Source organism: Streptomyces sp. NPDC001351 (assembly GCF_042896045.1).
Classification (GTDB): domain Bacteria; phylum Actinomycetota; class Actinomycetes; order Streptomycetales; family Streptomycetaceae; genus Streptomyces.
Genome location: NZ_JBIAWS010000009.1, coordinates 391572 through 416425 on the forward strand (window position 1 = coordinate 391572; position 24854 = coordinate 416425).

At 70.9% G+C, this 24854-nt stretch carries 26 protein-coding genes; 12 read left to right on the forward strand and 14 right to left on the reverse strand.

The features are described 5' to 3' along the window. Positions 1-9: 9 nt before the first annotated feature. The gene (locus ACFY1U_RS32360; protein ID WP_344401312.1) at positions 10-216 is read right to left on the reverse strand and encodes a ferredoxin; all 207 of its coding nucleotides are present in this window, start codon (positions 214-216) and stop codon (positions 10-12) included. Between the two features lie 13 nt (positions 217-229). Further along, entirely contained in the window at positions 230-1429 is a 1200-nt protein-coding gene (locus ACFY1U_RS32365) for a cytochrome P450 (RefSeq protein WP_390697683.1), read from the reverse strand. Between the two features lie 328 nt (positions 1430-1757). Here ACFY1U_RS32365 and ACFY1U_RS32370 point away from each other — a divergent pair, with 328 nt between their 5' ends. After that, complete coding sequence (locus tag ACFY1U_RS32370; protein WP_390697685.1) at positions 1758-2210, forward strand: nitroreductase family deazaflavin-dependent oxidoreductase; 453 nt, start codon at positions 1758-1760, stop codon at positions 2208-2210. 126 nt (positions 2211-2336) lie between these two features. Here ACFY1U_RS32370 and ACFY1U_RS32375 read toward each other — a convergent pair whose 3' ends face one another. Next, a complete protein-coding gene (locus ACFY1U_RS32375; RefSeq protein WP_390697686.1) occupies positions 2337-3314 on the reverse strand; it encodes a cation diffusion facilitator family transporter in 978 nt (325 codons plus the stop codon). Positions 3315-3448: 134 nt separating this feature from the next. Here ACFY1U_RS32375 and ACFY1U_RS32380 point away from each other — a divergent pair, with 134 nt between their 5' ends. Together ACFY1U_RS32380 and ACFY1U_RS32385 are read left to right on the forward strand one after the other, a co-directional pair. Next, positions 3449-4462: a glutathione S-transferase family protein gene (locus ACFY1U_RS32380; protein ID WP_390697687.1), complete on the forward strand. Its 1014-nt coding sequence runs from the start codon at positions 3449-3451 to the stop codon at positions 4460-4462. A 3-nt stretch (positions 4463-4465) separates the two neighbouring features. Continuing rightward, positions 4466-4789 (forward strand): DUF4235 domain-containing protein, encoded by a 324-nt coding sequence (locus tag ACFY1U_RS32385; protein WP_390697688.1) that lies wholly within the window; start codon positions 4466-4468, stop codon positions 4787-4789. An 81-nt stretch (positions 4790-4870) separates the two neighbouring features. Here the strand turns inward: ACFY1U_RS32385 and ACFY1U_RS32390 are convergent, their stop codons facing one another. Further along, complete coding sequence (locus ACFY1U_RS32390; RefSeq protein WP_344401306.1) at positions 4871-5263, reverse strand: VOC family protein; 393 nt, start codon at positions 5261-5263, stop codon at positions 4871-4873. Positions 5264-5341: 78 nt separating this feature from the next. After that, positions 5342-6085 (reverse strand): TetR/AcrR family transcriptional regulator, encoded by a 744-nt coding sequence (locus tag ACFY1U_RS32395; RefSeq protein ID WP_390697689.1) that lies wholly within the window; start codon positions 6083-6085, stop codon positions 5342-5344. 125 nt (positions 6086-6210) lie between these two features. Here ACFY1U_RS32395 and ACFY1U_RS32400 point away from each other — a divergent pair, with 125 nt between their 5' ends. The 3 genes from ACFY1U_RS32400 to ACFY1U_RS32410 all read left to right on the forward strand — a co-directional run bounded on the left by ACFY1U_RS32400 (position 6211) and on the right by ACFY1U_RS32410 (position 11532). Then, positions 6211-7713 (forward strand): APC family permease, encoded by a 1503-nt coding sequence (locus ACFY1U_RS32400; protein WP_390697690.1) that lies wholly within the window; start codon positions 6211-6213, stop codon positions 7711-7713. A 19-nt stretch (positions 7714-7732) separates the two neighbouring features. Then, positions 7733-9367, forward strand: coding sequence for an amidohydrolase (locus ACFY1U_RS32405; RefSeq protein WP_390697691.1), 1635 nt, complete (start codon positions 7733-7735; stop codon positions 9365-9367). A gap of 434 nt (positions 9368-9801) precedes the next feature. Further along, on the forward strand, positions 9802-11532 hold the full coding sequence (locus tag ACFY1U_RS32410) for a hypothetical protein (RefSeq protein WP_390697693.1): 1731 nt from the start codon (positions 9802-9804) through the stop codon (positions 11530-11532). 44 nt (positions 11533-11576) lie between these two features. Here the strand turns inward: ACFY1U_RS32410 and ACFY1U_RS32415 are convergent, their stop codons facing one another. Genes ACFY1U_RS32415 through ACFY1U_RS32435 form a run of 5 tightly spaced genes read right to left on the reverse strand, consistent with a single transcriptional unit; the run spans position 11577 to position 15927 of the window. After that, on the reverse strand, positions 11577-12824 hold the full coding sequence (locus tag ACFY1U_RS32415) for a cytochrome P450 (RefSeq protein ID WP_390697694.1): 1248 nt from the start codon (positions 12822-12824) through the stop codon (positions 11577-11579). Further along, entirely contained in the window at positions 12821-13426 is a 606-nt protein-coding gene (locus ACFY1U_RS32420) for an ATP/GTP-binding protein (RefSeq protein WP_389084880.1), read from the reverse strand. Before ACFY1U_RS32420 ends, ACFY1U_RS32415 begins: the two co-directional genes overlap by 4 nt. Beyond that, on the reverse strand, positions 13407-13778 hold the full coding sequence (locus tag ACFY1U_RS32425; RefSeq protein WP_390697695.1) for a DUF742 domain-containing protein: 372 nt from the start codon (positions 13776-13778) through the stop codon (positions 13407-13409). Before ACFY1U_RS32425 ends, ACFY1U_RS32420 begins: the two co-directional genes overlap by 20 nt. After that, the gene (locus tag ACFY1U_RS32430) at positions 13775-14185 is read right to left on the reverse strand and encodes a roadblock/LC7 domain-containing protein (protein ID WP_099933429.1); all 411 of its coding nucleotides are present in this window, start codon (positions 14183-14185) and stop codon (positions 13775-13777) included. Before ACFY1U_RS32430 ends, ACFY1U_RS32425 begins: the two co-directional genes overlap by 4 nt. Next, positions 14182-15927, reverse strand: a complete 1746-nt coding sequence (locus ACFY1U_RS32435) for an ATP-binding protein (RefSeq protein WP_390697696.1) — start codon at positions 15925-15927, stop codon at positions 14182-14184. Before ACFY1U_RS32435 ends, ACFY1U_RS32430 begins: the two co-directional genes overlap by 4 nt. Positions 15928-16244: 317 nt before the next feature. Here ACFY1U_RS32435 and ACFY1U_RS32440 point away from each other — a divergent pair, with 317 nt between their 5' ends. Then, complete coding sequence (locus ACFY1U_RS32440) at positions 16245-17471, forward strand: PucR family transcriptional regulator (protein WP_390697697.1); 1227 nt, start codon at positions 16245-16247, stop codon at positions 17469-17471. Here ACFY1U_RS32440 and ACFY1U_RS32445 read toward each other — a convergent pair. After that, complete coding sequence (locus tag ACFY1U_RS32445; protein WP_390697698.1) at positions 17449-17925, reverse strand: GNAT family N-acetyltransferase; 477 nt, start codon at positions 17923-17925, stop codon at positions 17449-17451. The genes ACFY1U_RS32440 and ACFY1U_RS32445 overlap by 23 nt on opposite strands. Before the next feature lie 106 nt (positions 17926-18031). On the opposite strand from ACFY1U_RS32445, the gene ACFY1U_RS32450 reads away from it, so the two are divergent. Then, positions 18032-18394, forward strand: coding sequence for a DUF1304 domain-containing protein (locus tag ACFY1U_RS32450; protein ID WP_390697699.1), 363 nt, complete (start codon positions 18032-18034; stop codon positions 18392-18394). Continuing rightward, a complete protein-coding gene (locus ACFY1U_RS32455; RefSeq protein ID WP_390697700.1) occupies positions 18391-18954 on the forward strand; it encodes a TetR/AcrR family transcriptional regulator in 564 nt (187 codons plus the stop codon). Before ACFY1U_RS32450 ends, ACFY1U_RS32455 begins: the two co-directional genes overlap by 4 nt. A gap of 256 nt (positions 18955-19210) precedes the next feature. On the opposite strand, the gene ACFY1U_RS32460 is transcribed toward ACFY1U_RS32455, so the two are convergent. After that, a complete protein-coding gene (locus tag ACFY1U_RS32460; RefSeq protein WP_390697701.1) occupies positions 19211-20170 on the reverse strand; it encodes a GlxA family transcriptional regulator in 960 nt (319 codons plus the stop codon). Between the two features lie 71 nt (positions 20171-20241). Between ACFY1U_RS32460 and ACFY1U_RS32465 the strand changes: the two genes are divergently transcribed. Beyond that, the gene (locus ACFY1U_RS32465; RefSeq protein ID WP_390697702.1) at positions 20242-21192 is read left to right on the forward strand and encodes an NADP-dependent oxidoreductase; all 951 of its coding nucleotides are present in this window, start codon (positions 20242-20244) and stop codon (positions 21190-21192) included. Position 21193: 1 nt separating this feature from the next. Here ACFY1U_RS32465 and ACFY1U_RS32470 read toward each other — a convergent pair whose 3' ends face one another. Then, a complete protein-coding gene (locus tag ACFY1U_RS32470; protein WP_390697703.1) occupies positions 21194-22300 on the reverse strand; it encodes an NAD(P)-dependent alcohol dehydrogenase in 1107 nt (368 codons plus the stop codon). A 50-nt stretch (positions 22301-22350) separates the two neighbouring features. Continuing rightward, positions 22351-23805, reverse strand: coding sequence for an aldehyde dehydrogenase family protein (locus ACFY1U_RS32475; RefSeq protein WP_390697704.1), 1455 nt, complete (start codon positions 23803-23805; stop codon positions 22351-22353). A 103-nt stretch (positions 23806-23908) separates the two neighbouring features. On the opposite strand from ACFY1U_RS32475, the gene ACFY1U_RS32480 reads away from it, so the two are divergent. Then, entirely contained in the window at positions 23909-24346 is a 438-nt protein-coding gene (locus ACFY1U_RS32480) for a MarR family winged helix-turn-helix transcriptional regulator (RefSeq protein ID WP_390697705.1), read from the forward strand. Positions 24347-24469: 123 nt separating this feature from the next. After that, positions 24470-24850, forward strand: coding sequence for an anti-sigma factor antagonist (locus ACFY1U_RS32485; protein ID WP_390697706.1), 381 nt, complete (start codon positions 24470-24472; stop codon positions 24848-24850). Positions 24851-24854: the final 4 nt, after the last annotated feature.

Below are 24854 nucleotides of genomic sequence, written 5' to 3' on the forward strand. Positions count from 1 at the left end.
CCCGGGCTCTCAGCCCCCGGACACGGTGATCGCGCCGACCGGGCAGGCCCGGGCCGCTTCGCGCACCATCGGGTCGCCGCCGCCGTCCTCCCGTCCCGGCAGCAGCGTGCTGAATCCGTCGTCGTCCTGGGTGAAGACGCCCGGGGCGGCCAGGGCGCACTGGCCCGCGCCGATACAGACGTCCTTGTCGATCTCGATGTGCGTGTCGGTGTGCATGGCCTTGAGCCTCTTACCAGGTCACGGGGAGTTCCAGCATCCCCTGGATCGTGTCGCCGGGTTTGAAGGGGATCTCGTCGGCCGGGGCGGCGAGACGGAGCGTGGGCAGCCGGTCGAAGAGGGTGCGCAGGGCGATCTCCAGCTCGGCGCGGGCCAGGTTCTGGCCGAGGCACTGGTGGATACCGAAGCCGAAGGCGACGTGGTGGCGGGCGGAGCGGTGCCAGTCGAGGGTGTCGGGGGCGGGGTAGACGTCCTCGTCGCGGTTGATGACCGAGGTGGCGAAGACCACGCCGTCACCCGCCCGGATCGTCGTGCCGCCGGCCTCGATGTCCTCGGTGGCCCGGCGCAGCAGGCCGTCCGCGATCGACAGCATGCGCATCAGCTCCTCGACGGCACCGGGCAGCAGCTCCGCGTTGCCGCGCAACTCGGCCAGCTGCTCCGGGTGCTGGAGGAGGGTGAACGTGCCCAGGGAGATCATGTTGGCGGTCGTCTCGTGGCCGGCGACCAGCAGGATGGTCGCGAACGAGATGACCTCCTGGCGGTCGAGCACTCCCTCGCGCAGCTGCTGGTGGACGAGTTCGTCCAGCACGCCGTCGCCGGGCTCCGGCTGTTTCAGCTTGCTGTCGATCAACTCCTCGAAGTACGCGTCCAGTTGGTTGCGCGCGTCCTGCACGTCGTCGGCCGTGGGGCCGCGCAGCAGCCGGCGGGACTGTCCCTCGAAGAACTCGTGGTCGGCATACGGGACACCGAGCAGCGCGCAGATCACCATCGACGGCACGGGCAGCGCGAAGGCGTTCACCAGCTCGGCGGGCGGCCCCTGCGCGATCATCGCGTCGAGCCGCTCGTCCACGATCCGCTGGATCTGCGGCCGCAGTTCGACGGCGCGCCTGAGGGTGAAGCTGGGCACCATCATCCGCCGCTGCGTGCGGTGTTTCGGGTCGTCGACGCCGAGCAGCGCGACCCTCCGGTTCTTCACCGCGGTGAACCGCTCGGTGGGCGCCGGGAAGTCGGGATGGGTGCGGTCGGTCGACAGGCGCTGGTCGGAGAGCAGCTCGCGGGCGAGGGCGTGCCCGGTGACGAGCCAGGCCGGGCGGCCGTCGTAGAGCGTGATCCGGCTCAGCGGGCGGGTGGCGCGCAGCGGGTCGTAGGCGGTGGGCGGGTGGTAGGGACAGGTCCGGTCCTGGGGGAACGCGACGGGTTCCGTTTCCGTCATGGAAGACCTCGCAGACGAAGAGTGCGTCGTGCAGATCTTCATTAGATGCCCGGGGCATCTATGGGACGACGTGAAGTTCGGCCAGATCGGTGGCGCGGGCATTCTGGCCGGGGATGCTCGCTCGCGCATCGGAATCGGGCCGGGGCGACGGCGGCCACCTCCATGATCCGGCCACGCCTGGAGCCGTTGCGGGGTCGGCCGATGACCGATCTGCTGACGCGTGGCGTGATCACGACCCCGGAGGGCAGTGCGGTATGGATGAATCTTGCGCGCACCGATGTTGAAGCGGTGCCAGTCAGCTGCAGAACTCGACGATGGGACGGATGACATGCCTCTTGAGGGCGAGTACGAACCCAGCCCGGAGCAGTGGGTACGCGATCAGGTGGAGCTGTACGAGAGCTCCGGCGGCACGAAGGGGACGACGCTCCTTGACACCGGCCTGCCCGTCGTCCTGCTCACGACCCGGGGCGCGAAGAGTGGCAAGATCCGCAAGACGCCTCTGATGCGCGTCGAGCACGAGGGCCGGTACGCCCTGGTCGCCTCGCAGGGCGGCGCGCCCAAGCACCCGGTCTGGTACCACAACGTCAAGGCGGATCCCCGGGTGGAGCTCCAGGACGGGCCCGCCAAGCAGGACATGACGGCCCGCGAAGTCACCGGCGTCGAGAAGGCCGAGTGGTGGGAGCGTGCCGTGGCGGCGTATCCGCCGTATGCCGACTACCAGAAGAAGACGGACCGGGAGATTCCGGTGTTCGTGCTGGAACCGGTCGACGGGGAGCACTGATCCGGGCCGGGTTCGGCTGTCCCGGAAACAGGCGCTCCGACAGCCGCCCGACCGGCCGCTGAACCGGGCCGGAAAAAAATCTTCGTTCGAGGACGCATGAACCCGGTGGCGCCGGGCACGCGTGCGTCAGGCCCCGCCGCGTTCCCCCGTCGCGGCGGGGCTTTCTCGTGCCTCATCGGCGGGCCGGTCGGTGATGTCGAGGAAGATCTCGGAGGCCTCGGGCACGGTGTTCGCGAGGGACCGCTTGATCCGGACCGCGACCTCCTCGACCTGTTCGCTGTCCAGGCCGGGCACCAGGTCGACGCGGGCGGCCACGAGGGCGGTGTCGAGGCCCGTCTTCATCGTGAACAGCGCCTCCACGCTGTCGATCTCGGGCTGCGCCTCCAGCAGGGACTGGATCCGGGCCGCCGTGCGAGGGTCGGCGGACTCCCCGATCAGCTGGTCGCGGGCCTCACGGCCCAGGTGGTAGGCGACGAAGACGAGCAGCGCGCCGATCGCCAGCGAGGCGGACGCCTCCCACACCACCTGCCCGGTGATCATGTGCAGGGCCATGCCCGCGGCGGCCAGTGTCACGCCGAGCACCGCCGTGCCGTCCTCGGCGACCACGGTGCGCAGCGCCGGGTCACGCATGCCCTGTGTGCCGCCCTGGCGGCGCACCTGGTGCAGGGCCCGCAGCAGTGAGATGCCCTCGGCGACGAACGCGACGCCCAGCACGATCAGGCCGGCGACATACCCGCTCAGTTTCTCCTCGGCCCCGTTCTTGAGGGCCTCGGCGCCCTGGAAGAAGGAGAAGCAGCCGCCCATGACGAAGATCCCGACGGCTGCCAGGAGTGACCAGAAGAACCGCTCCTTGCCGTAGCCGAAGGGGTGCCGCTTGTCGGCCGGCCGGCGGCTGCGGCGCAGCGCGGCCAGCAGGAAGACCTCGTTGAAGCTGTCGGCCACCGAGTGCGCCGCCTCCGACAGCAGCGCGGGTGATCCCGCGATCAGACCGCCGACGGCCTTGGCCACCGCGATCAGCAGGTTGGCGGCGAGCGCCACCAGCACGGTGACGTGTGTCCTACGGTCCGCCTTGTCGTCCGAGGATGTCGAGGATGTCCCGCTCACCTTCGCCGACTGCCCCTCTGGTGGCGGCTCACACCGGCCGGGCGCAATTCGGGGGAATCGAAGGAATGCGGGGAACCCGGTCGTCGAACAGGGGGAACCCGGCCCTCGGGGGACACACGACGCAGGGAGGAATCATGGGCGGCGGGGGCAACAGCAGCTACGGGCAGAGGACGTTCAAGCGGTCCAAGAGCCACTTCACGGACCGGATCACGGCGGACGGCCGGGACGGATGGCCGGTCGAGGCGGGCCGTTACCGGCTGGTGGCCAGCCGTGCCTGTCCGTGGGCGAGCCGGGCGCTGATCTCGCGCCGGCTGCTCGGCCTCGAGGACGCCCTGTCCCTGGGCATCGCCGACCCGATCCAGGACGACCGCAGCTGGCGCTTCTCCCTGGACCCGGACGGCCGCGACCCGGTCCTCGGCATCCGCTTCCTCAGCGAGGCCTACGACCGGCGGGAGACCGGCTACCCGGGCGGCGTGAGCGTGCCGGCGATCGTCGACGTACCCAGCGGGAAGCTGGTCACCAACGACTACCAGCAGCTCACCCTGGACCTGGCCACCGAGTGGCGGGCCCTGCACCGCGACGGGGCCCCCGACCTGTACCCGCACGCCCTGCGGGACGAGATCGACTCGGTGATGGCGGACGTCTACGAGGACGTCAACAACGGTGTGTACCGGGCGGGTTTCGCCACGGACCAGGAGGAGTACGAGGCCGCGTGCGCCGGTGTCTTCCGGCGGCTGGAGCTGCTGACGCCGCGGCTGGCCGGGCAGCGTTATCTGGTCGGCGACACGATCACCGAGGCGGACATCCGGCTGTTCACCACCCTGGTGCGTTTCGACGCCGTCTACCACGGTCACTTCAAGTGCAACCGCTTCAAGCTCGCGGAGAACCCGGTCCTGTGGGCGTACGCCCGTGACCTCTACCAGACGCCCGGCTTCGGTGACACGGTCGACTTCGACCACATCAAACGGCACTACTACCAGGTGCACACCGGCATCAACCCGACCCGGATCGTGCCCCTCGGGCCGGACCTGTCCGGGTGGCTGACGCCCCATCACCGCGAGGAGCTGGGCGGCCGGCCGTTCGGCGACGGGACGCCGCCGGGGCCCGTGCCGGCGGACGAGGTGGTTGCGGCGCCGGGCCGGCCCTGACCCATGAAGGAGACAGACGTGGCGAAGACGAAGAAGAGGAAACTGAAGCTGCCCCTCGCCTACAAGCCCCTGGGGTTCGCCATGGGCTGGGCCAGCGGTGCGATCGCCTCGCTCGCCTTCCGCAAGACGTGGATGGCGCTGCGGCACGAGGAGGACGCGCCCGACGCCCTGGACCGGGACCGCGGCTGGGGAGAGATCCTGCTCGCCGCGGCGGTCCAGGGCGCCCTGTTCGCCGTGGTGCGCAGTGCGGTCGACCGCACCGGAGCGAAGGCCATCGAGCGCTCGACCGGCGTCTGGCCGGCCGACGACCAGGGCGGCCGCGACTGACACGGGCAGGGACCTGTCCGGCGGATCAGCTTGCCCTCCCGTATCCCGTGAGGCCGGGCTGATCCGCCGGAGATGCCGGTCTCAGCCCTGCTTCGGCGCCGTCGGTGTGGTGCGGCGCAGGGTGAAGGAGTGGCCTGCCGGGTCGGCGTAGCCGCGTTCCTCGAAGGGGCCGGACGCGTCCTTCGTGTCCAGGGGGCGCCCGCCGAGTTCGATCACCTTGCGCTCCACCGCGTCCAGGTCCTCCACCATGAAGTCCAGATGGACCTGGAGGGAGTTCTCGGGGCGCGGCCAGCTCGGCGGCGTCGCGTTCACATCGCGGCGGAAGGCCAGCCGGGTACCGTCGGCGCCCCTGATCTCCACGCGGTTGGCGGTCGCGTCCGTCTCCTCGGCCGCCAGCAGCTCCTTGTAGAACACGGCGAGCTTCTCGGGCTCGAGGCAGTCGAGCACCAGATAACCCGCTTCCACCAGTGGCATGTCTCCTCCGAACGGTCCGGGGCGCGGGACTTCGTGCCCCGCGGCCCTGTACTTCACGGATATCCCGGTCCGGCGGATTCAGTCGGCGGCCGGCCGCTCCCCCGCCCCGCGTGGCCGTGCCCGGATCTCCGCCAGCCGTGCCGCCGCGGCGCTCAACAGCAGGTCCAGAGCGGCCGGATAGGAGCTGCGGGGCATGTCGGCCACGAGGTGGCGGGCCGTCGCGGCGATGTGCGGGTGCGTGTCGGCGGGCAGCCGGGCGTAGGTGGCCTGCCATACCCCCGCCTCCGCCTCCTGGGCGGTCTTCGGCAGCGCCGTGCTCGCCGAGTCGAGGGCGCCGAAGGCGAGGGACTGGTCGACGAAGGCGTGATAGATCCGCACCGCCTCGGCGTCGGGGAAACCGGCGTCGCGCAGCACGCCCAGGATGGTCTCGACGGCCTGGATCTCGTACGCCCGCCCGGTCACCCGGTACGAGCTCAGGACGGCCGCCCGCGGATGGGCGAGGGCGCCCGCGTGCATGCGCAGGCCGAGGTCGCGCAGGTCGGCCCGCCAGTCGCCGGTGGGCCGCCAGATGCGCAGGGTACGGCCGATGAGCTCGTCGGCGATCGCGAGCATGAGGTCGTCGGTGTGCCGGAAGTAGCGGTACAGCGAGCTCGGGTCGGCGCCGAGGGCACGGCCGAGGCGGCGGACGGACAGGGCCTCCGCGCCGTGTTCCTCGATCAATCTGAGGGCCGTGGCGACGATCAGCTCCTCGGAGAGGACGACGCCCTGCTTGGTGGGCCGTCTGCGCTGCCGGGCGGTCGGGGGGACGACGCGCTCGCTCATGGACTGCCTCCCTGGGGCCGGTGCCCGCACCTTATGACAACACCGTTGACCTGTTAAGTCCCCGGGCAGTTTCATGTGCGTTCACCGGGGCCGCCCAGGCCCCCAGGTGCGAGCGGAGACCGGCCATGTCCGACCAGCCCTTCGGTGCAGCCCCGCCGGCGCGGCCCGCGCTGCGCAAGTCCCTCGGTGTGCTCGACGGCATCGCCATCGCCGCGTCCAGCACGGCCGCCACCACCAGCATCGGCATCGGCCTGGGTGTCACGGCCGGTGTGGTCGGCCTGCATCTCCCGGCGATCATGCTGCTGGCGTTCCTGCCGGTCCTCGGCATCGCGGGCGCCTTCTCCCGGCTGAACCGGGTGGAGCCGAACGCGGGCAACGGCTATGTCTGGGTGGGCCGTTCGCTCAGCCCGTGGCTGGGCTTCATGGTCGGCTGGGTGAACATCGTGGCGACGCTGGCGTTCCTCGCCTACACCACCGCGGTGACCGGGTCGGCGCTGATCCAGCTCGCCGGGGAGGCCGGACTGCACCGGGTCGCCGGGCTCGCCCTGGACCCGGGTTCGACGGTGCAGACGACCGCGGTCGGCATCGTGATCCTGGTCGCGGTCACGCTCACCGCGGTCACCGGCATCCGGACGGCGGCGCGGCTGCAGACCGGGCTGCTGGTCTTCGAGTACCTCGTCCTGCTCGGGTTCTGCGGATACGGCATCGTCCACGGGCCGCACGCCTTCAGCCTGAGCTGGTTCGACCCGTTCGCCATCCCGTCGGCGTCGGCGCTCGCCCAGGGACTGCTGCTGTCGGTCTTCTGCTACTGGGGCTTCGAGGCCGCGTTCAGCGTGAACGAGGAGGTGCGCGACCCGCGCGACGCCTCCCGCGCCGGGATCATCACCCTGGTCACCATGCTGACGCTCTTCCTGATCGGCTCGGTGGCCTTCCAACGGGTCCTTTCCGAGCCGGAGTTGGCCGGGCACGGCGCCCAGGGGCTGGCGTTCTTCGGGGACCGGCTGGCCTCCCAGCCGCTGGCCGCGCTCCCCCTGGTGGCGCTGCTGTTCTCGGCGGTCGCCTCGCTGCAGGCCGGTGTGATTCCGACGGCCCGGGCGATGTTCGCGATGAGCCGGGACCGTACCCTCGGGCCGGTGTGGTCCAAGGTCAGCTCCCGGTACGGGACTCCGGCCGCCGGGACGCTGCTGATCGGCGCCCTCGCGACGGCGATCGCGGCCCTCGCCCTCGTCATTCCGCGGCTCGCGGACATGATCATGGCGACGGTGAGCGCCGTGGGCATCGTCGTCGCCCTGTCGTACGCGCTCACGGCCCTCGCGGCGGCGGTGCGCTTCCGCTCGCTGCTGCGCGAGGACTGGCGCCAGGGCGTACGGGCGGTCGTACTGCCGACGGTCAGCGCCGTGGCGCTGCTCGGACTCGGCGGCTATCTCGGCTGGTCCTTCTACTCCTCGACCGACCATCTCGAACTCCGCGCGGACAACGGCTGGTTCCTGCTTCTGACTCCCCTGGTGATGATCGCGTCCGGCTTCCTGGCCGCCGCGTGGGCCAAGTGGGTGCGCAGGTCGCCGTACTTCCGCACGGGCGACGGCACGGACGCGGACGCGCCGCAGCTGCTCGCCACCCCCAACTGACCCCCATCAGGAACGGAACATGCACGCAGATCTCCTCTTCACCGGCGGTCCGGTGCTCACTCCCGAGGGCCCCACCGCCACCGCCGTGGCCGTCACGGGCGACCGCATCACCGCCGTCGGGCACGACGAGGTCCACGATCTCGCCGGGCCGCGGACCGAGGTGGTCGACCTGGCCGGGCGGTTGCTGCTGCCGGGCTTCCAGGACGCGCACATCCATCCGATCCCGGCGGGGCTGGAACTGAGCCAGTGCGATCTGACCGGGGCACGGACGGCGCACGAGACGCTCGCCGCGGTCCGCGCGTATGCCGACGCGCATCCCGAGCGGGAGTGGATCCTCGGCGGCGGCTGGTCCATGGAGGCCTTCGAGGGCGGTACGCCGACGAAGGAGCTCCTGGATGCCGTCGTCCCCGACCGGCCGGTCTACCTGCCCAACCGTGACCATCACGGCGCCTGGGTCAACAGCCGTGCCCTCCAGCTGGCGGGCGTCGGCCGCGGCACTCCGGACCCGGCCGACGGACGCATCGAGCGGGACGCGGCGGGCGAGCCGAGCGGCACCCTGCAGGAGGGGGCGATGCAGCTCGTCGGGCGGTTCACTCCCCCGGCCACCGCGGCCGACCGGCTGACGGCGCTGCTGCACGCACAGCGCCATCTGCACGCGCTCGGCATCACGGCCTGGCAGGACGCGCTGGTCGGGGACTTCCTCGGCATGGACGATCCCTCGGGTGCGTATCTGGCGGCCGCTCGGGACGGTTCACTGACCGCTCGTGTGGTGGGTGCGCTGTGGTGGGACCGCGAGCGCGGGGCCGAGCAGATTCCCGAACTCGTCGAGAAGCGGACCGCGTTGAGCCACGGCCGGTTCCGTGCCGGCACCGTGAAGCTGATGCTGGACGGGGTCGCCGAGAACGGTACGGCCGCCCTGCTCGATCCCTATCTGGACAAGTGCGGCTGCGCCACCGCCAATCGCGGCAAGAGTTTCATCGACCGCGGTCAACTGCCCAAGTACGTGACCGAATTGGACGCCCTCGGCTTCCAGTGCCACTTCCACGCACTGGGCGACCGGGCCGTACGCGACGCCCTGGACGCGATCGAGGCCGCGCGCACGGCGAACGGGCCCAGCGACACCCGGCCGCATCTGGCACACCTTCAGGTCGTGCACCCCGACGACGTGGCGCGCTTCGCCCGGCTCGACGCGACGGCGAACATCCAGCCGTTGTGGGCCGCGCACGAACCGCAGATGGACGAGCTGACCATTCCCTTCCTGGGGGCCGAACGGGCCGCGTGGCAGTACCCGTTCGGCGCGCTGCTGCGCTCCGGGGCCCGGCTCGCGGCCGGCAGCGACTGGCCGGTCAGCAGCCCCGACCCGCTCCAGGGGATCCATGTCGCGGTCAACCGCGTGACACCCGGCGCCGACGACGCCCCGGTGTTCCTGCCGGGTGAACGCCTCGGACTCGCCGAGGCGTTGACCGCGTACACCGCGGGATCGGCCCATGTGAACCACCTCGACGACACCGGCCGGATCCGGGTGGGCGCGCTGGCCGATCTGGTGGTCCTGGACCGTGACCCGTTCGACGGGCCGAGCGAGGCGATCGCGCATACGGGTGTGGCACTGACCTATGTGGGAGGGGAGGCAGTGTACGCAGCTCATGAGGCGTAAGCAGTAACGCACATCACGGTGAGGTCACGCGTAGATCATTTACGCTCTGGGCAGCCTCGTATCGCTTCTCGGTTCAACTTTCGGCCATAGAAGCTCAGTTCGAGGGCACGGGTGGCCATTTCGGCCACCCGTTCGCAGGGCCGGGGGGACTCTGCACCGCCGTCTCCCGGAAGGAAGCGCATGCCTCAGGACGTCACGTTCGATCTCCCCTTCGACACCCCCATCAGCAGACATCGTGGGATTCTCTGCCCTTCCCCGAGCTGCGGCGCACCCCGGATCCGGAGGTTGCGCAGCGCCTGACCGGCCACGCAGGCGACCAGCGAGGCCGTCGCAGAAGGCACAGAAAACTCTCGGACACGACCGACCGGCCACCACGGCCGATCGCTTTTGTCATGTCCACAGCTTAAATGTCCGCAGCTTGATGGGAGACAGGTGTGAAATCCCGAGTAGTAGGTACTGTTCCGCAGGCGTCCGCCGACAGTTCGGTCCCGGCGCAGCCGAGCGCCCCGCTCCAGCCCACGGAGGCGGCGAACGCCCTGGCCCGCCTCTTGGAGAAACGCATCAAGGGAAGCACGGAGGAGTACCGAAGGAGCCAGAACGCCGCGCGGCAGCGGCTGGACGCACTCATATCCCCGCACTCCAGTACGACACTGCGTCTGGAGGGCGCTCTGCATCGGGCGCGGCCCGCGTCCCTCCCGCCCGACGAGGAGGGTTACGCCAGGTTGAGGCACCTCGATGCCAGCCTGAGCGTGATAGAAGCGGCCTTCCCCGAGGTCGGCACCGACATCGAGCTCTGCCGACTGACCTGCGCGATGCTGGAAGGGGCCTGGAGGAGCCGGGCACTCACCCCGCCGCGCGAGGCGGAGCAGACCACCGACTGCGCCTGCCCTCTGTGCCGTCGGCTGCCGACGCCCCCCGCCCGCACGCTGGACGACTACCGCTGGCGGCAGAGTGCCGGTCGTCCTCTCATCGACAAGACCTGGCCGTACCGCCGGGAACTCGACAGCGTCCTGACCGGTGGATGGTCCTGGACCCGGCAGATGAACGACCTCGAACGAGACCTCGGCCACCGCCACCGCTTCGAGGACGACATCCTCGTCTTCCACGAATACAAGCGCGTGATCAACACCATCGACACCACGCGTCTGACCCAGCACGTCGAAGAGCGCCTGGCCGAGAACTTCAGCACCAACAGCGCACGGGCCCTGGTCTCCGGGCTCTTCGCCGCCCACAAGCGGTCCGTCGACGAATACTGGCTCCAACAGCACCACGCGGGCGGCGTCACGCTCCCCCAGACCAGCCCCCTCAGCCACAGCACCTACTCCATGCTGCAGATGCTGGACTGCCTGTTCTGGCACGTCGCACCCGACACCGAACTCTGGCAGGAGGAGAACCTCGCCTCCCTGCTGCTGTGCCGCGTCATCGACGACATGGCCGACGTCCGGGCCGACGCCCTCACCGGCGAGATCAGCAACTTCTGGCTCGCCGACATGCCCGCCCACACCAAGGCCCTCTACGCCGCCTGCGCCATAGCCATCGTCAAGTACGGCTGCACGCCCGAGGCGCACGACCCCATGTGGAACACCTGGCTGATGACCACCACGGTCGTCTGGATGGGGCTCACGGGCCGCCACGCCCTGTGGTTTGACGGCATCACCCAGGGCCTCCCCCCGGCCGATGACTGCGCGCTGTGCGACCTGCAGCCCAACCCGTGCACCGGCATCCTCACCGACGGCACCACGCTCACCATCGCCCCCAGGCCCACCGCGCCGGCACTCAGCACCCGGGCCGCCGAACTGTCCGCACGCTGCAGAGCCGAACACCCCCAGGCCTGGACCCTCTTCGACGGCGAGCTCCATGCCTTCGAAGCACTGCACGGACCCTGGCACGGCAACATCGACAGTACGTGGGAGATCCTGCGCCGCACCTACATCGCCGCCGTCGAGGCATCCGGCGCCGCACCGTCCCCTGACCGCGCCCGGCAGGTCCAACAGGACTCCGGCGTGGTCGGATCGGAGAAGTTCCACACCCTCCACGACCCCCGGACCGGGAGGGAGGACACCGCGCTGCTCGCCTACATGTTCGGCGCCGCCCACCCGCACTTCCTCTGGAACGCCACGGGATACCGTCCCACGGGCGTCGAGGGCGACTGGCTCGACGGCTGACACGCCGCTGCCCGGCCGGAGGCTCCGGCCGGGCAGCGGCGGTGTCAGACGGAGAACTCGACCGGCAGGCTGTCGAGCCGGGACTCCCAGGTGGAGGCGGTGGAGGAGAGTTCCTCCGACGGTACGGCCAGGCGCAGGCCCGGCAGCCGGTGCAGCAGGACGTCCACGCCGATCTCGATGATGGACTGCCCGATGTTCTGCCCCGGGCACTCGTGCGGTCCGGAGCTGAACGCCAGGTGCGACTGGTTGCCCTGCACGGCGACGGCCGAGTCGGGCCGTACCTCCGGGTCGAGGTTGCCGGCGGCCAGGCCCAGGACGAGCAGTTCGCCCTCCTGGATGTGATGGCCTCCGAGCTCCAGGTCGGCGGCCGCGAACCGGCCCGGCAGCACGGCCAGCGGCGGGGTGTCCCACATGACCTCCTCCACCACCGAGGAGATGTTCAGCTGCCCGCTGACCAGACCGGACAGCCGGGCGGCGTCGCTGAGGACCAGTTGCAGGACCCGGGCCAGCAGGTTGCTGGTGGTGGTGTGCGCGGCGATCAGCACCAGCCGCAGATGGCTGACGACCTCGTCGTGGTCGAGGCCGGCCGGGTGCTGCAGCAGGGCCGTGGCGAAGTCGGAGCCCGGCTCGGCCCGCTTGCGCTCGGCGAGTTCCGAGAGGATCTGCATGATCCGGCCGTTGTGCTCGAGGGCGCCCTCGCCGCCCTTGAAGATCTCGGCGCACGACTCGATCAGGCGTTGCGCGTCCGCCGTGGGAAGGCCCAGGATCCGGGTGAGCACGAGCATCGGCAGGTTCTCGGCGTAGTCGGCCACCAGGTCGGCGCGCCCGGTGTCGACGAACGCGTCGATCTGCTTGTTCGCGAAGTACGTGGCGTGCCGCCGCACCCCGCGGCTGGACGCCGCGAGCAGCCCGTCGGTGACCGCGCCGCGCAACCGGCGGTGCGGTTCGCCGTCCTGGGAGACACAGTCGGGCCGCCAGCCGACCATCGGGATCAGCGGATGCGTCTCCGGGATGTGCCCCTCCCGCCAGTCGCGCCAGATCCGCGCGTCCCGGCTGAACTGGCGCGGATTGTCCAGCACCCGCCGGTTGTCGCGGTAGCCGAGGACCAGCCAGGCGGGCACGTCGCCCTCGAGCAGCACCGGCGCCACCGAGCCGTGCTCCTTGCGCAGACGCTCGTAGATGGCGTACGGGTCGGTCGACGCCTCCGGCCCGAACAGCCGGGTGAGGTCGCCCCCGTGGGCGACCGGGCAGCCGCGCGGGGCGTCGGGATCGTTTAAGGGCTGGGCGTTCATCGGGACTCCAGTGCGACGGCGGAGCGGTCCTTCAGGTGGCGTATCAGCGCGACGAGCACGTCACGGCTGGAGGCACGGTCGCGGGCGTCGCAGGCCACGACCGGGATGCTTTCGGGGATGTCGAGGGCGTCGCGGATCTCCTCGACCGGATAGTCCTTGGAGTCGGGGAAGACGTTCAGGGCGACGACGAACGGGACGTTCTGCCGCTCCATCTCCTCGATGGCCCGGAAGCTGGAGGCCAGGCGCCGGGTGTCGACCAGGACCACCGCGCCGAGCGCGCCCTTGAACAGTCCGTTCCACAGGAACCAGAAGCGCTCCTGGCCGGGCGTGCCGAACAGGTACAGCATCAGGCTGTCGTTGAGGCTGATCTTGCCGAAGTCCAGGCTGACGGTGGTCTCCGTCTTGTCGGCGACGCCGATGAGATGGTCGACGTCGGCGCTTGCCTGGGTGAGCGTCTCCTCGGTGGTCAGCGGCTTGATGTCGCTGACCGAGCGGACCATGGTGGTCTTCCCGGTGCCGAAGCCGCCGGCGATCATCACCTTCACCGAGCGGGTGCCGCCGGCTGCCGGGCGGCCGGGGTGATCAAAGCCGTTCAAGTCCACTGAGTACCTCCTCAAGGAGCGCGAGGTCGGGCCCGCGGCCGGCGCCGTGCGCCGGGATGGGGTCACGGGCTTCGACGCGGCCTGCCTCGAGCAGATCCGCCAGCAGCACCGCAAGAATGTTGAAGGGCAGTCCCAGATGGGCGCCGAGTTCGGCCACCGACAGCGGTTCGCGGCAGCGCCGGAGGATGTCCTCGTGTTCGTGCTGCATACCCGGTGCGGGGGCGGCCAGGGAGACGATGAGGGTCGCCACGTCGAGACTCGACGCCGAACCGCCCGGTCCGCTGCGCCCCCCGGTGAGGACGTAGTAGCGCTCGAGACCGGACGGGTCCGTGGGCCTGCGGGGAGCACTCATCCAGAGTGCTCCTCCAGGCGCGGAGTGGTGCCGAGGAGCTCGCCCATCCTCCGGGCCAGGTCCCTCATCTGGTGTCCGAGCAGCCCCTGGTCGAGGCCTTCCCGGGCCAGGACCCCGAGATACGTCTCCACACCGGCCCGTACGACGAAGAGGTGGCCGCCGTCGACCTCGATCATGGCCAGCCGCAGCTGCCCCGCGTACCTGGGGAACTGCTCGGCGACCGGCTGGGCCAGCGCCTGCAGGCCGGCCACCACGGCCGCGAACCGGTCCACGTCGTCGGGGTCTTCGGCGCCAAAGGAGGTGATGGCCTTGCCGTCGCTGGAGGCCACGAGGGCGAAGCGGATCTCCGGGATGGACTCCACCAGATCGCGCAGCGCCCAGCTCACGTCGGTTCCCTGTTGCGTCATGTGGACTTGTCGCTCTCTTCAGTGCGGTGCTCGGTGGACCAGCTGCCAAAAGGCGGCGTGTCCTCCGTGGTGGACTCCTCGTCTGCCTCGCGGCCGGCGGTGGCAAAGGCAGCCAGGCCGGTGAACGAGGCGTCCGGCGGGACGGCGGAGACCCTGGTCTCCTCGGTGCGCTCGGCCGGCTGGGGCCGCGCCGCGCCCTCCCCCTCGTGCCGTTTGCTGCGGCGCCGGGGCAGTCCGCCGGGAGTGGTCTCCACCGCCTCGGAAGGCTCGGCCACCGGCTGGGCGCCCGCGGCCGCCGACACCGGCGTGGCCGCCGCGGGCTGGGCCACCGAGGCCGTCGCCGTGGTCGTGGCAGTCGTCGCGGCAGCCGTGGGAAGCGGGCTGAAGTACTTGTGCGGGACCACGACCACCACCGAAGTGCCGAGCCAGGGCGAGTCCGCGAAGGTGACGCGGATGCCGTAGCGGCGAGCGAGGGCGCCCACCACGCGCAGACCGATGTTGGCGTCCTCGGAGATTCCGCCGATGCCGGGTCCGGCCGCGGTGCCGGTGAGAGCCTCCTCGGCCTCGCGCTTCTTCTCCTCGTTCAGGCCCTTGCCGGAGTCCTGGATCTCGATGCCGACGCCGTTGGGCACCTCCTTGCCGGAGACGAGCACGGGCTCGCTGGGCGGCGAGTAGCGGGCCGCGTTGTCCAGCAGCTGGGCGAAGATCAGCGTGAGGTGGTCCACCAGGCCGCCGTCGACGCCGAGTTCGGGCAGATGACGGACCTCGACGCGGTGGAAGTCCTTGATCCGGCCGATTCCGCCGCGCACGACGCTGAGCAGGCGCTGCGGCTCCTGCCACTGCCGGCCCGGGCGGTCCGAGCCGCCGAGCACACCGATGCTCGCGGCGAGCGAGTCGGCGGGGCCGAGTTCCTGGTCGAGCTCCATCAGACCGCGGGCGACGGCCGGCAGCCGTCCGTGCTCACCCTGCATCTCGTGCAGCCGGCCGCGGAGCTTGCTGGTCAGCACGTGGATGCGGTTGCCGATGCTGATCACGGCCTGCTCGGCGGTGGTGGAGCGGTTGAACTCCTCCTCGACGCCGATCAGGGCGGTGCGCAGCACCTTGCGCAGTTCGGCCTGCAGGTCGGCGCTGACCTTGGCGCACTGGCCGGGCTCGGGCAGCAGATCGTCGATGGCCTCACCGGCGCGCAGCCGCTTCAGCGCGTCGGGCAGCTGCTCGTTGGCGAGCCGGGCCACCGCGTCGTACTGGTGGGCGAGCTGCTCCTTCCAGACCTCGGCCTGGTCGGCGAGCTGGGCCTCGTAGGACGTGGCCTGGTCGGCGAGGCGCCCCTCGAAGGCCCGTGCCTGTTCGGCGAGTTGGGCCTCGTAGGTCGAGCTCTGCTCCGCCAGCCGCGCCTCGTAGGCGCCGGACTGGTCGTTCAGCTGGGCCTCCAGCGAGCCGAGCTCGGCGCCGTACTTCCGCTCCAGGCCCGCGACATGCTGCTGCCACTGCTGCGAGTGCTCGGCCTGGGCGGCGCGGAAGGTGCCCTCGCTTGCGCTCAGCTGCGTGCGAGTGCGGATCAGCAGCCGGACGCACACAGCGCTCGCGGCGGTGGCCGCGACACCCGCGACACCGGCGGCAATTCGCTCGGAGCTCATGAACGTGGCGGCAACCGTCCCGCCTCCTAAGGCCAGCGGCATCAACCACCAGCTGTACCAGGCGACAGGGGCCCGCGCCGCCGGCGGCGGGGTGGCGAGTTCCATCTGCATCCTTACAAGCAACACGAACGAACAGGGGGGTGTGCAAGGGGGAGCGCACTGATGCATCAAGCACCACGGGATGACCGATCGCGATCGAGTCAACTCGCAGCGCCGCACAGGAGCTTATCGGGTTTGAACCCGAAAGGATCAACCTCGAACACCGGGCGGAAGTGAGGGTTCCATCACTCTCAGCCAGCGGCCCACACATCGACAAATCCCTTTGCGGACCCGCGAACTTGTCAGGTGATGACAATTCACCTGTCCACGACTGTCCGCCGCTGATAAGCCCTGACGGAATACTGACGGGTATCGTCGCGGCCGTGCCGAAGAGAGCCGCTGTGCCGGTGGAGGAGCCGCGCGGCCCGTTCAATGCGTTACCGACGGGCCTGCACCACCACCTCAGACCGTTCTTCGCCGACATCACCGAGGAGGTCGTACGGGCGATCAGGACCGAGATCCCCGAGTACGCGCGCCCCGCGGACGACACGTACATGCAGGGTGTGCACCGCGGCGTGGACCATGCGCTGCAGGGCTTCCTGGAGCGGATGGCGAAGCCGGACACCGACTGGGAGCCGGTGAAGGCGACGTATCAGCGCATCGGCCGCGGGGAGGCCGAGGAGGGGCGCAGCCTCGACTCGTTCCAGTCGGCGCTGCGGCTGGGTGCGCGAGTGACATGGCGGCGGGTGAACGCGCTGGTCGACGCGGATCTGCTGCCGCGCAATGTGCTGGCGGCCTTCGGCGAGGCGCTGTTCCTGCACCTGGACGAGATGGCGGCGGCGACCACCGCCGGCTATACGGAGGCGCGGCTGCACGCGGCCGGTGAGCTGCAGCAGCGGCGTACCAGGCTGCTCGACCTGCTGACCGCGGATCCGCCCGCCTCCGCGGAGGCCATCGCGGAACTCGCGCACAGCGCACGCTGGCCGGTGCCGCGCGCGCTCGCGGTGGTGGCGATCGACCACCGCCCGCAGGCGGGCGGGCAGCCGATCGTGGCGCCGGAGTTCCTCGCCCGCTTCGACGTCCAGCCGGCCGTGCTGGTCGTACCGGACCCGGAGGGGCCCGGCCGGGCGCGGGCCGTGGCCGGAGCGCTGCACGGACGGCTGGCCGCGATGGGCCCGACCGTGGCCCTGCAGGAGGGTGCGCGGTCTCTGCGCTGGGCGTCCGAGGCGCTGGACCTGGTGCGGCGGGGCGTGCTCCCGGACGGTGAAATGGTGCGCTGCCAGGACCACTTGGCCACGCTGCTGCTCCTGCGCGATGACACCCTGATCGACGCCATGACCGAGCACCGGCTGCGTCCGCTCCAGCAGGTGCGGCCACCGCAGCGCGAGCGCCTGGCGGAGACCCTGCTCAGCTGGCTGCTGTGCGGCCACAACGCCAGCGAGGTCGCCGTCAGGCTGGCCGTGCACCCCCAGACCGTGCGCTACCGCATGCGCCAGCTGGACGAGCTGTTCGGCTCCCAACTGCACGACCCGGCGGCCCAGTTCGAGATGCAGCTGGCCCTGCGCGCGCTGGAGCTCCGCCGTGGCGCTACAGGGGCTGGCGCAGGGTGACCGTCATGGCGGCGAAGCCGCTCCGCTGGTAGAACCGGATCGCGTCCGCGTTCGCCGCGTAGGCGGTCACCTCGGCGTGCTCGGCGCCCTGCCGCCGGGCCCAGTCCAGGAACTCCTCCACCAGCCGGTCTCCGGCTCGGGCGCGCCGGTGCTCGGGGCGGACGTAGATGCTGACCAGGGTCGCGGAGATGACCGTCCGCTTCTCCGTGGGCCCGGTGACGGATGCCAGCAGGTGCCCGACGACCTGTCCGTCGTGCTCCACCGCGAGGACGAGTCGCGCCGGGTCCTCGAGCGCCGCGGCGAACGACTGCGCGCCGTGCTCGCGCGGCCAGTCGACGTTCACGCTGCTGTCCCGTGTGCCGCCGTCCTCGGCGAACAACCCGGCGCTGGAGGCGACGAGGCCCGGTATGTCCTCGGCGCGAGCCCGTCTAACGATCACCTGTCGATCAGTCATCCGCGCAGGCTATCGGCGGGCACCGACAGTGACACTTCCTGGACACCTGTCCCGCTATAGTGGACACCTGTCCAGGAAATCGACACGAGAATGACGGAGCCCTGCAATGGAGACGCTCGCGAACGTACTGGTCGGTCTGGTGGCCGCCCTGCATGCCTACATCCTGGTGATGGAGATGTTCCTGTGGCAGAAGAAGCCCGGGCGCGCTCTGCACGGGTTCGACCGGGAGATGGCGCGGGCGACCGCGCCGATGGCCGCCAACCAGGGGCTCTACAACGGCTTTCTCGCGGCCGGTCTGGTCTGGGGCCTGATCGCGGCGGACCCGACCGGCTTCCGCGCCCAGGTGTTCTTCCTGTGCTGCGTCGTGGTCGCAGGCGTCTACGGCGCCCTCACCGCCAACCGCCGCATCCTGTTCGCGCAGGCACTGCCCGGCGCGCTCGCCCTGGCCGCCGTCCTGATCGCGCAGTGACCGGCCGCGCGCCCCATGACCCACGGGCCGCGCGCACCCGGGCGCGGCTGCGGGAGGCGCTGCTCGCGGAGTGCGCCGAGCGGCCCCTCGCGGAGGTGGGGGTGGCGGCGCTGGTACGGCGGGCCGGGGTCGGTCGGGCCACCTTCTACGTCCACTACGCCGACCTGGAGGCGCTGGCCGTCGACGCCTGCGCGGACGTCGTCCGGGAGGCCGTGGAGGCACTGCACTCGTGGCAGGGCCGCCCGGACCCGGTGCACGCGCCGCCCGCACTCGCCGAGTTCTTCGCCTCGCTCTCCCCGCACGCCGGCCTGTATCGCGAACTTCTGGCCCCGGGCGGCGGCGGCCCCCTCGGCCGGGTGCTGCACCGGGACCTGCGCGCCTACAGCCTCCGCGAGCGCGAACGGGCGGGCGCCGCGGACGCACCGCTGGTCGCGTCGGCCGTGGCCGCCACCTTCGCGGGCGTCCTGGCCGACTGGCTGCACGGCCTGCTGGAGGGTGACGCGGCTCAAATCGCCGACGAGGTCTGGCAGTTGCTGGTCGCCCTGCACGCGAGCCGGTGACGGCGGCTCACGTGCGACGCAGGCCGGCCATCACCAGCGGCCAGGCGTCGACACCGTCGGGCGTGCGGACGTCGACATGCCTCACGGGTACGTGCCCACTGCAGGGCACCTTGGGAACCGCGTGCCGGCCGTCGACCACGAGGTCCTGGGCCCTCTCACTGCGGCACGCCACCGCCGCCGACGCGAGCAGCACCGCCGTTGTTCCGCTCGCCGACCTACGGCCCTGCGACGCGGCGGCGGTTCGGAACGTTCGCGTCTAGCGGGCGGCGGTCTGGAACGTGCGCCGGTAGGCCTGCGGAGAGACGCCGATCGCGGCGTGCAGGTGCTGGCGCAGTGAGGCCCCCGTCGCGAAGCCGACGCGGCCCGCGATCTGGTCGACGGACAGGTCGCTGGACTCCAGCAGGTGCCGGGCGCGGCTCACACGCTGCTGGACGATCCAGCGGCCGGGACTGAGGCCGACCTCCTCGTTGAAGCGGCGGGCGAAGGTGCGCAGACTCATCCGGGCGTGCGCCGCGAGGTCGGACAGGGTGAGCGGTTCGTCGAGACGTTCGAGGGCCCAGGCACGGGTCGCTGCCGTGCTCGCGGCCCCGCTCTCCGGGACCGGCTGCTCGATGTACTGGGCCTGACCGCCGTCCCGGAACGGCGGCACGACGCAGCGGCGGGCCACGGCGTTGGCCAGCTCGCTGCCGTGGTCGGTGCGCACGATGTGCAGGCAGACGTCGACACCGGAGGCGGCCCCCGCCGAGGTGAGGATGCGGCCGTCGGCGACGAAGAGGACGTCCGGGTCGAGGTCCACATGCGGGTAGCGCCGCCGGAACGCGTCCGTGACCTGCCAGTGCGTGGTGGCCCTCCGGCCGTCCAGCAGGCCCGCCGCCGCGAGGACGAAGGCGGCCGTGCAGATGGAGACGATCCGCGCCTGAGGCCGGATACGGGCGAGGGCAGCGGCGACCTCCGCGGGCAGCTCGGTGGGGATGCACGAGGGGGTCATGGAGGCGACCACCACCGTGTCGGCCGTGGCCAGGATCTCGGGACCGTGCTCCACACCGATGGTGAAGTCGGCGCAGGAGCGCACCGGTTGGCCGTCCACGCTGCAGGTCAGCACCTCGTACCGGCCGTCGGCGGCGCCGAAGATCCGGCTGGGGATACCCAGCTCGAAGGGGTACACGCCGTCCAGGGCCAGCACCACGACCCGTTCCACCCGCCGTTCACCAGTCATGGCACGATCTTATCGAAGGTTGGCAATCGTGCCATTTTCTTGTCGGGCGGACCCCGGCAGGCTGGGTGACCATGAGCGATGTGAACACGATGCGAGCCATCAGCCAGGACGTCCTCGGCGGTCCCGAGGTCCTGAAGGAAGTGCAGTTGCCGCGCCCCGAGCCGCGCACCAACGAGGTGCTGGTCCGCGTGCGCGCCGCCGGCGTCAACCCGACCGACTGGAAGCACCGCGCGAATGGCGGTTTCCTGGGCGAGCCGCCCTTCGTCCTGGGCTGGGACGTCTCCGGCACGGTCGAGGCGGTCGGGATCGGCGTCGCCCGGTTCAAGCCCGGCGACGAGGTCTTCGGCATGCTGTCCTACCCGTTCGGCCACGGCTCGCACGCCGAGTACGTCACCGGCCCGGCGCGCTGGTTCGCGCACAAGCCGGCCTCCATCGACCACACCCAGGCGGGCGCGCTGCCGCTGGTCTCCCTGACCGCCTGGCAGGCCCTGGTGGAGTACGCCGACGTCCAGCCGGGGCAGCGGGTGCTGATCCACGCGGCGGCCGGCGGGGTCGGGCATGTGGCCGTGCAGATCGCCAAGGCGCGCGGCGCGTATGTGATCGGCACGGCGAGCGCCGGCAAGCACGACTTCCTGCGCGAGATCGGCGTGGACGAGGCGATCGACTACCGGGAGACGGACGTCACCGAGGCCGTGAAGGACGTGGACGTCGTCCTGGACACGATCGGCGGGGACACCTCGACGAACTCGCTGCGCGTGCTGCGCCCCGGCGGGATCGTCGTCTCGATCCTGCCGATCGGTTCGAAGGACTTCGACGAGGAGGCGGAGCGGCTCGGTGTGCGGGCGCTGCGCATGCTGGTGGACGCGTCGTACAGCGGCCTGAGGGCGATCGCGGAGCTGGTGGAGACGGGGAAGCTGCGCCCCGCGATCGCCGGCACCTTCCCGCTGTCCGATGCCGCCGAGGCACACAGGCTCGGCGACACCGGCCGGACCACGGGGAAGCTGGTCCTTACGGTCGACTGAGTCAGAACGTCAGCACGGGCTTGATCGCCTTGCCCGCGCCCATGTCCCGCACCGCCTGGTCGATGTCCGCGAACGGATAGGTGCTGATCAGGCGGTGCAGCGGAAGCCGTCCCTCCTTCACCAGCTGCACCAGGGACGGAATGAACGACTGTGTCTCGGCGTCGCCCAGGGTGAGGCCGACGACCTGCTTGCCGCCCAGCAGCCCGTTGACGTCGAGGGCGACTTCGCTGCCGAAGGGCGGCGCTCCGACGACGACCAGGGTCCCGCGCGCGGCGAGCGCGTCGACGCCCTGGCGCAGCACGGCGACACTGCCCGTCGTCTCGACAACGCCGTCGGCGCCCTGGCCGCCGGTGATCTCCGCGAGCGCCTCGCCGAGGTCGGCCTCGCCGACGTTGACGGTGTGGGTGGCGCCCAACTCCTGGGCGAGCAGGAGGCGTTCGCCGACCTTGTCGACGGCGACGATCCGGGTGGCGGGGGTGAGGGCGGCGGCCATCACGGCGGACAGGCCGACGGCGCCGGCGCCGAGGACGACGATTGTGCTGCCCGTCACGGGCTTCAGCACGTTCCAGACGGCGCCCACTCCGGTCTGCACACCGCAGCCCAGCGGTGCGATCGACTCCAGCGGTACGTCCGCGTCGACCTTGACGAGGCTGCGCTCGTCCACCAGCGCCCGCTCGGCGAAGGAGGACTGGCCGAAGAAGTGGCCGCCGAGTGGGGTGCCGTCCCGGCTGATGGTGCTGGTGCCGTCGGCGCGGCGGCCGCCGATCAGGTTCAGCGGCAGCCAGGTCGCGCAGTACGCGGGGTGGCCGCCGTGGCAGTTGCGACACTCCCCGCAGGAGGTGAAGGACAGCACCACTTGGTCGCCGGGCGCGATGCCGGTGACGGCCTGGCCGACGGCCTCGACGACACCGGCGCCCTCGTGGCCGAGCACACCCGGCAGCGGGAAGGGCAGGCCGCCGCTCGCGACCCCGAGGTCGGTGTGGCACAGGCCGGTGGCCACCATGCGGACGACCGCCTCGTGGGGCCCGGGCTCGTCGAGCTCGACATCGGCGAGCGTGAAGGGCGCACCGCCGGACTCGACGACAGCGGCACGGGTGGTGATGGACATCGTACGAACTCCCTTGATGTTCAGGCGTGTTCGGGCGTGTTCGGCCGGGCTCAGTCGAGCGAGACGACGACGGACTTGACCTTGGTGTAGGCGGCGAGGGCCTCGGGCCCGTACTCGCGGCCGAAGCCGGAGTCCTTGACGCCGCCGAAGGGCACCGCGGGGTCGAGCATGGCCCAGTCGTTGATCCATACGATGCCGGCCTGGAGACGGTCGGCGATGCGGTGAGCACGGGCGAGATTGCTGGTCTGGATGCCCGAAGCCAGGCCGTACGGCGTGGAGTTGGCGAGCTCGACGGCCTCGTCCTCGGTGTCGAAGGGCTGCACGGTCAGGACCGGGCCGAAGATCTCCTCCTGGACGACGCGGGAGTCGTTGGAGAGGTCGGCGATGACGGTGGGCTTGTAGTAGTAGCCGCCGTCGAGGTCGAGCCGTTCACCGCCGCAGACGATGCGTCCGCCCTCCTTGCGGGCGATGTCGACGTATTCCTCGACCTTCTTCAGGTGCTTCTCTCCCGCCATCGGCCCGACGACGGTCTCGGGGCTGCGCGGGTCGCCGACCGGTACGCCGGGCACGGCCTCGGCGAGGATGCCGAGCACGGTGGCGTACACCGGGCGGGAGACGAGCAGGCGCGGGCCGCCCATGCAGAACTGGCCGGTGTTGAAGACGAAGGCCTTGATGATCGCGCCGACGGCCTTCTCCAGGTCGGCGTCCTCGAAGACGATGTGGGCGGCGTTGCCGCCGAGTTCCATGGTGACGGGCTTGAGGGCCTCGCCGGCGGTGGCCGCCACATGGCGGCCGATCGCGGTGGAGCCGGTGAAGGCGACCTTGTCGACACCGCGGTGGCGCAGCAGCGCCTCGCCGGCGACCGGTCCGGTGCCGGTGACGACGTTGACGACGCCGTCCGGTACGCCCGCCTGCTGGAGCAGCTTGGCCATGTACAGGGCGCTCAGCGGGGTCTCGTCGGCCGGCTTGTGCACCACCGTGTTGCCGGCCGCGAGCGCGGGGCCGATCTTCGAACCGGCCAGGATCAGCGGGAAGTTGAAGGGGGTGATCGCGGCGACCACGCCGATCGGCTCGCGCTTGGTGTAGGCGAGGGCGTTCATGGGAGTGTCGCGGACGGCGCCGTCCAGGGAGTACGCGAGGGCGGCGAAGTGCTCGTAGTCGTTGGCCGCGTTGGTGATGTCGACGGCGTGGCACAGCGAGATGGGCTTGCCGACGTCGAGGCTCTCCAGGTGGGCGAGTTCGTCGGCGTTCTCGCGGATCAGCTCGGCGACGCGGTGCAGGATCCGGCCGCGCTCGCGTCCGCTCAGCCCGGACCAGGCGCCGCCGTCGAAGGCCTCCCGGGCGGCACGCACGGCCGCGTCCACGTCGGCGGCGCCCGCCTCCGCGACGGTGGTGACGACCGCGCCCCGGGACGGGTCGACCACCTCGGTGCGCGCTCCGTCGGCGGCCTCGCGCCACTGTCCCCCGACAAACAGCCGTCCGGGTTCGATCTCGAAGGCGGTCATCACCACTCCTCAGCCTCATTGCCAAGTTTTCAACCAACAGGATTCCTGTTGGTTGGCAGTCTCATTACGGACAGGTTTCCTGTCAATGCTCTAGGCTGAACTCATGCTCGACACCCAGGCGACCAAGACCACCCCGTCCCTGCTCTACATGGTGAAGCAGGTGGAGCTGGTCGTGCGCTCGCACCTGGACGAGCTGGTCAAGCCGTCCGGGATCACCGCGCTGCAGTACACCGCACTCACCGTCCTGGAGCGGCACGACGGGCTGTCGGCCGCACAGCTCGCCCGCGACTCCTTCGTCACCGCCCAGTCCATCGCCGATCTCGTACGGTCCCTGGAGGGCCGCGGACTGGTGCGCAGGGAGCGCAATCCGCACAATCGGCGCGAGCGGCTGATCCTTTTGACGGGCGCCGGGCGGGAACTGCTGGAGCAGTTCGCGGCACCCGTGCGTGAGCTGGAGGAGCGGATGGTCCGGGATCTCACGGCACACCAGACCGAGCAACTGCGCCAGGCGCTCTCCAAGGCCTGGCACGCACTGTCGTAGGCCGGCCACACCTACCGCAGCAGCCCTTCATCGCAATTCGAAGACATATGTCAATCGAACATGCTCAAATTCACTCCATCGAGGGTAACTTGCAGGGCGGAGCAGGTTGGAGGCGATGTCGTCGTGCACGTGGAGCCCGCACCGCCGACCCGGCATCTGCGTGTCCGCCTCGACCGGGGCCATACGGTGCTGGAGTTCCTCGGCGAGATCGACATCGCCGCGGCCCTGGAGATCACCCCCGTTCTGGACCGGGTGACGGCACGCCCCGATGTCCGCCTGGTGATCGATCTGCGGCCGGTCGACTTCTTCGACTGCTCCGGGTTACGCCTGCTCTACCGGGCCCGCGCCCGGGTCCTCGACCAGGACGGCGAGCTGCGGCTCGTCTGCACGCACCCGCTCACCCTGCGCATCATGCGGGTCACCGGACTGACCCGGCTGCTGCCCGCCCATCCGACCCTGGACGCGGCCCTGGGACAGCCCGAGGCCACGTCCGAGTCCTTATGACACT

Coding starts and splice junctions, on each gene's coding strand:
- ACFY1U_RS32360 (WP_344401312.1), bottom strand. CDS start 216: ATGCACACCGACACGCACATCGAGATCGACAAGGACGTCTGTATCGGC.
- ACFY1U_RS32365 (WP_390697683.1), bottom strand. CDS start 1,429: ATGACGGAAACGGAACCCGTCGCGTTCCCCCAGGACCGGACCTGTCCC.
- ACFY1U_RS32370 (WP_390697685.1), top strand. CDS start 1,758: ATGCCTCTTGAGGGCGAGTACGAACCCAGCCCGGAGCAGTGGGTACGC.
- ACFY1U_RS32380 (WP_390697687.1), top strand. CDS start 3,449: ATGGGCGGCGGGGGCAACAGCAGCTACGGGCAGAGGACGTTCAAGCGG.
- ACFY1U_RS32385 (WP_390697688.1), top strand. CDS start 4,466: ATGAAGGAGACAGACGTGGCGAAGACGAAGAAGAGGAAACTGAAGCTG.
- ACFY1U_RS32390 (WP_344401306.1), bottom strand. CDS start 5,263: ATGCCACTGGTGGAAGCGGGTTATCTGGTGCTCGACTGCCTCGAGCCC.
- ACFY1U_RS32395 (WP_390697689.1), bottom strand. CDS start 6,085: ATGAGCGAGCGCGTCGTCCCCCCGACCGCCCGGCAGCGCAGACGGCCC.
- ACFY1U_RS32400 (WP_390697690.1), top strand. CDS start 6,211: ATGTCCGACCAGCCCTTCGGTGCAGCCCCGCCGGCGCGGCCCGCGCTG.
- ACFY1U_RS32405 (WP_390697691.1), top strand. CDS start 7,733: ATGCACGCAGATCTCCTCTTCACCGGCGGTCCGGTGCTCACTCCCGAG.
- ACFY1U_RS32415 (WP_390697694.1), bottom strand. CDS start 12,824: ATGAACGCCCAGCCCTTAAACGATCCCGACGCCCCGCGCGGCTGCCCG.
- ACFY1U_RS32425 (WP_390697695.1), bottom strand. CDS start 13,778: ATGAGTGCTCCCCGCAGGCCCACGGACCCGTCCGGTCTCGAGCGCTAC.
- ACFY1U_RS32430 (WP_099933429.1), bottom strand. CDS start 14,185: ATGACGCAACAGGGAACCGACGTGAGCTGGGCGCTGCGCGATCTGGTG.
- ACFY1U_RS32435 (WP_390697696.1), bottom strand. CDS start 15,927: ATGGAACTCGCCACCCCGCCGCCGGCGGCGCGGGCCCCTGTCGCCTGG.
- ACFY1U_RS32445 (WP_390697698.1), bottom strand. CDS start 17,925: ATGACTGATCGACAGGTGATCGTTAGACGGGCTCGCGCCGAGGACATA.
- ACFY1U_RS32450 (WP_390697699.1), top strand. CDS start 18,032: ATGGAGACGCTCGCGAACGTACTGGTCGGTCTGGTGGCCGCCCTGCAT.
- ACFY1U_RS32460 (WP_390697701.1), bottom strand. CDS start 20,170: ATGACTGGTGAACGGCGGGTGGAACGGGTCGTGGTGCTGGCCCTGGAC.
- ACFY1U_RS32465 (WP_390697702.1), top strand. CDS start 20,242: ATGAGCGATGTGAACACGATGCGAGCCATCAGCCAGGACGTCCTCGGC.
- ACFY1U_RS32470 (WP_390697703.1), bottom strand. CDS start 22,300: ATGTCCATCACCACCCGTGCCGCTGTCGTCGAGTCCGGCGGTGCGCCC.
- ACFY1U_RS32475 (WP_390697704.1), bottom strand. CDS start 23,805: ATGACCGCCTTCGAGATCGAACCCGGACGGCTGTTTGTCGGGGGACAG.
- ACFY1U_RS32480 (WP_390697705.1), top strand. CDS start 23,909: ATGCTCGACACCCAGGCGACCAAGACCACCCCGTCCCTGCTCTACATG.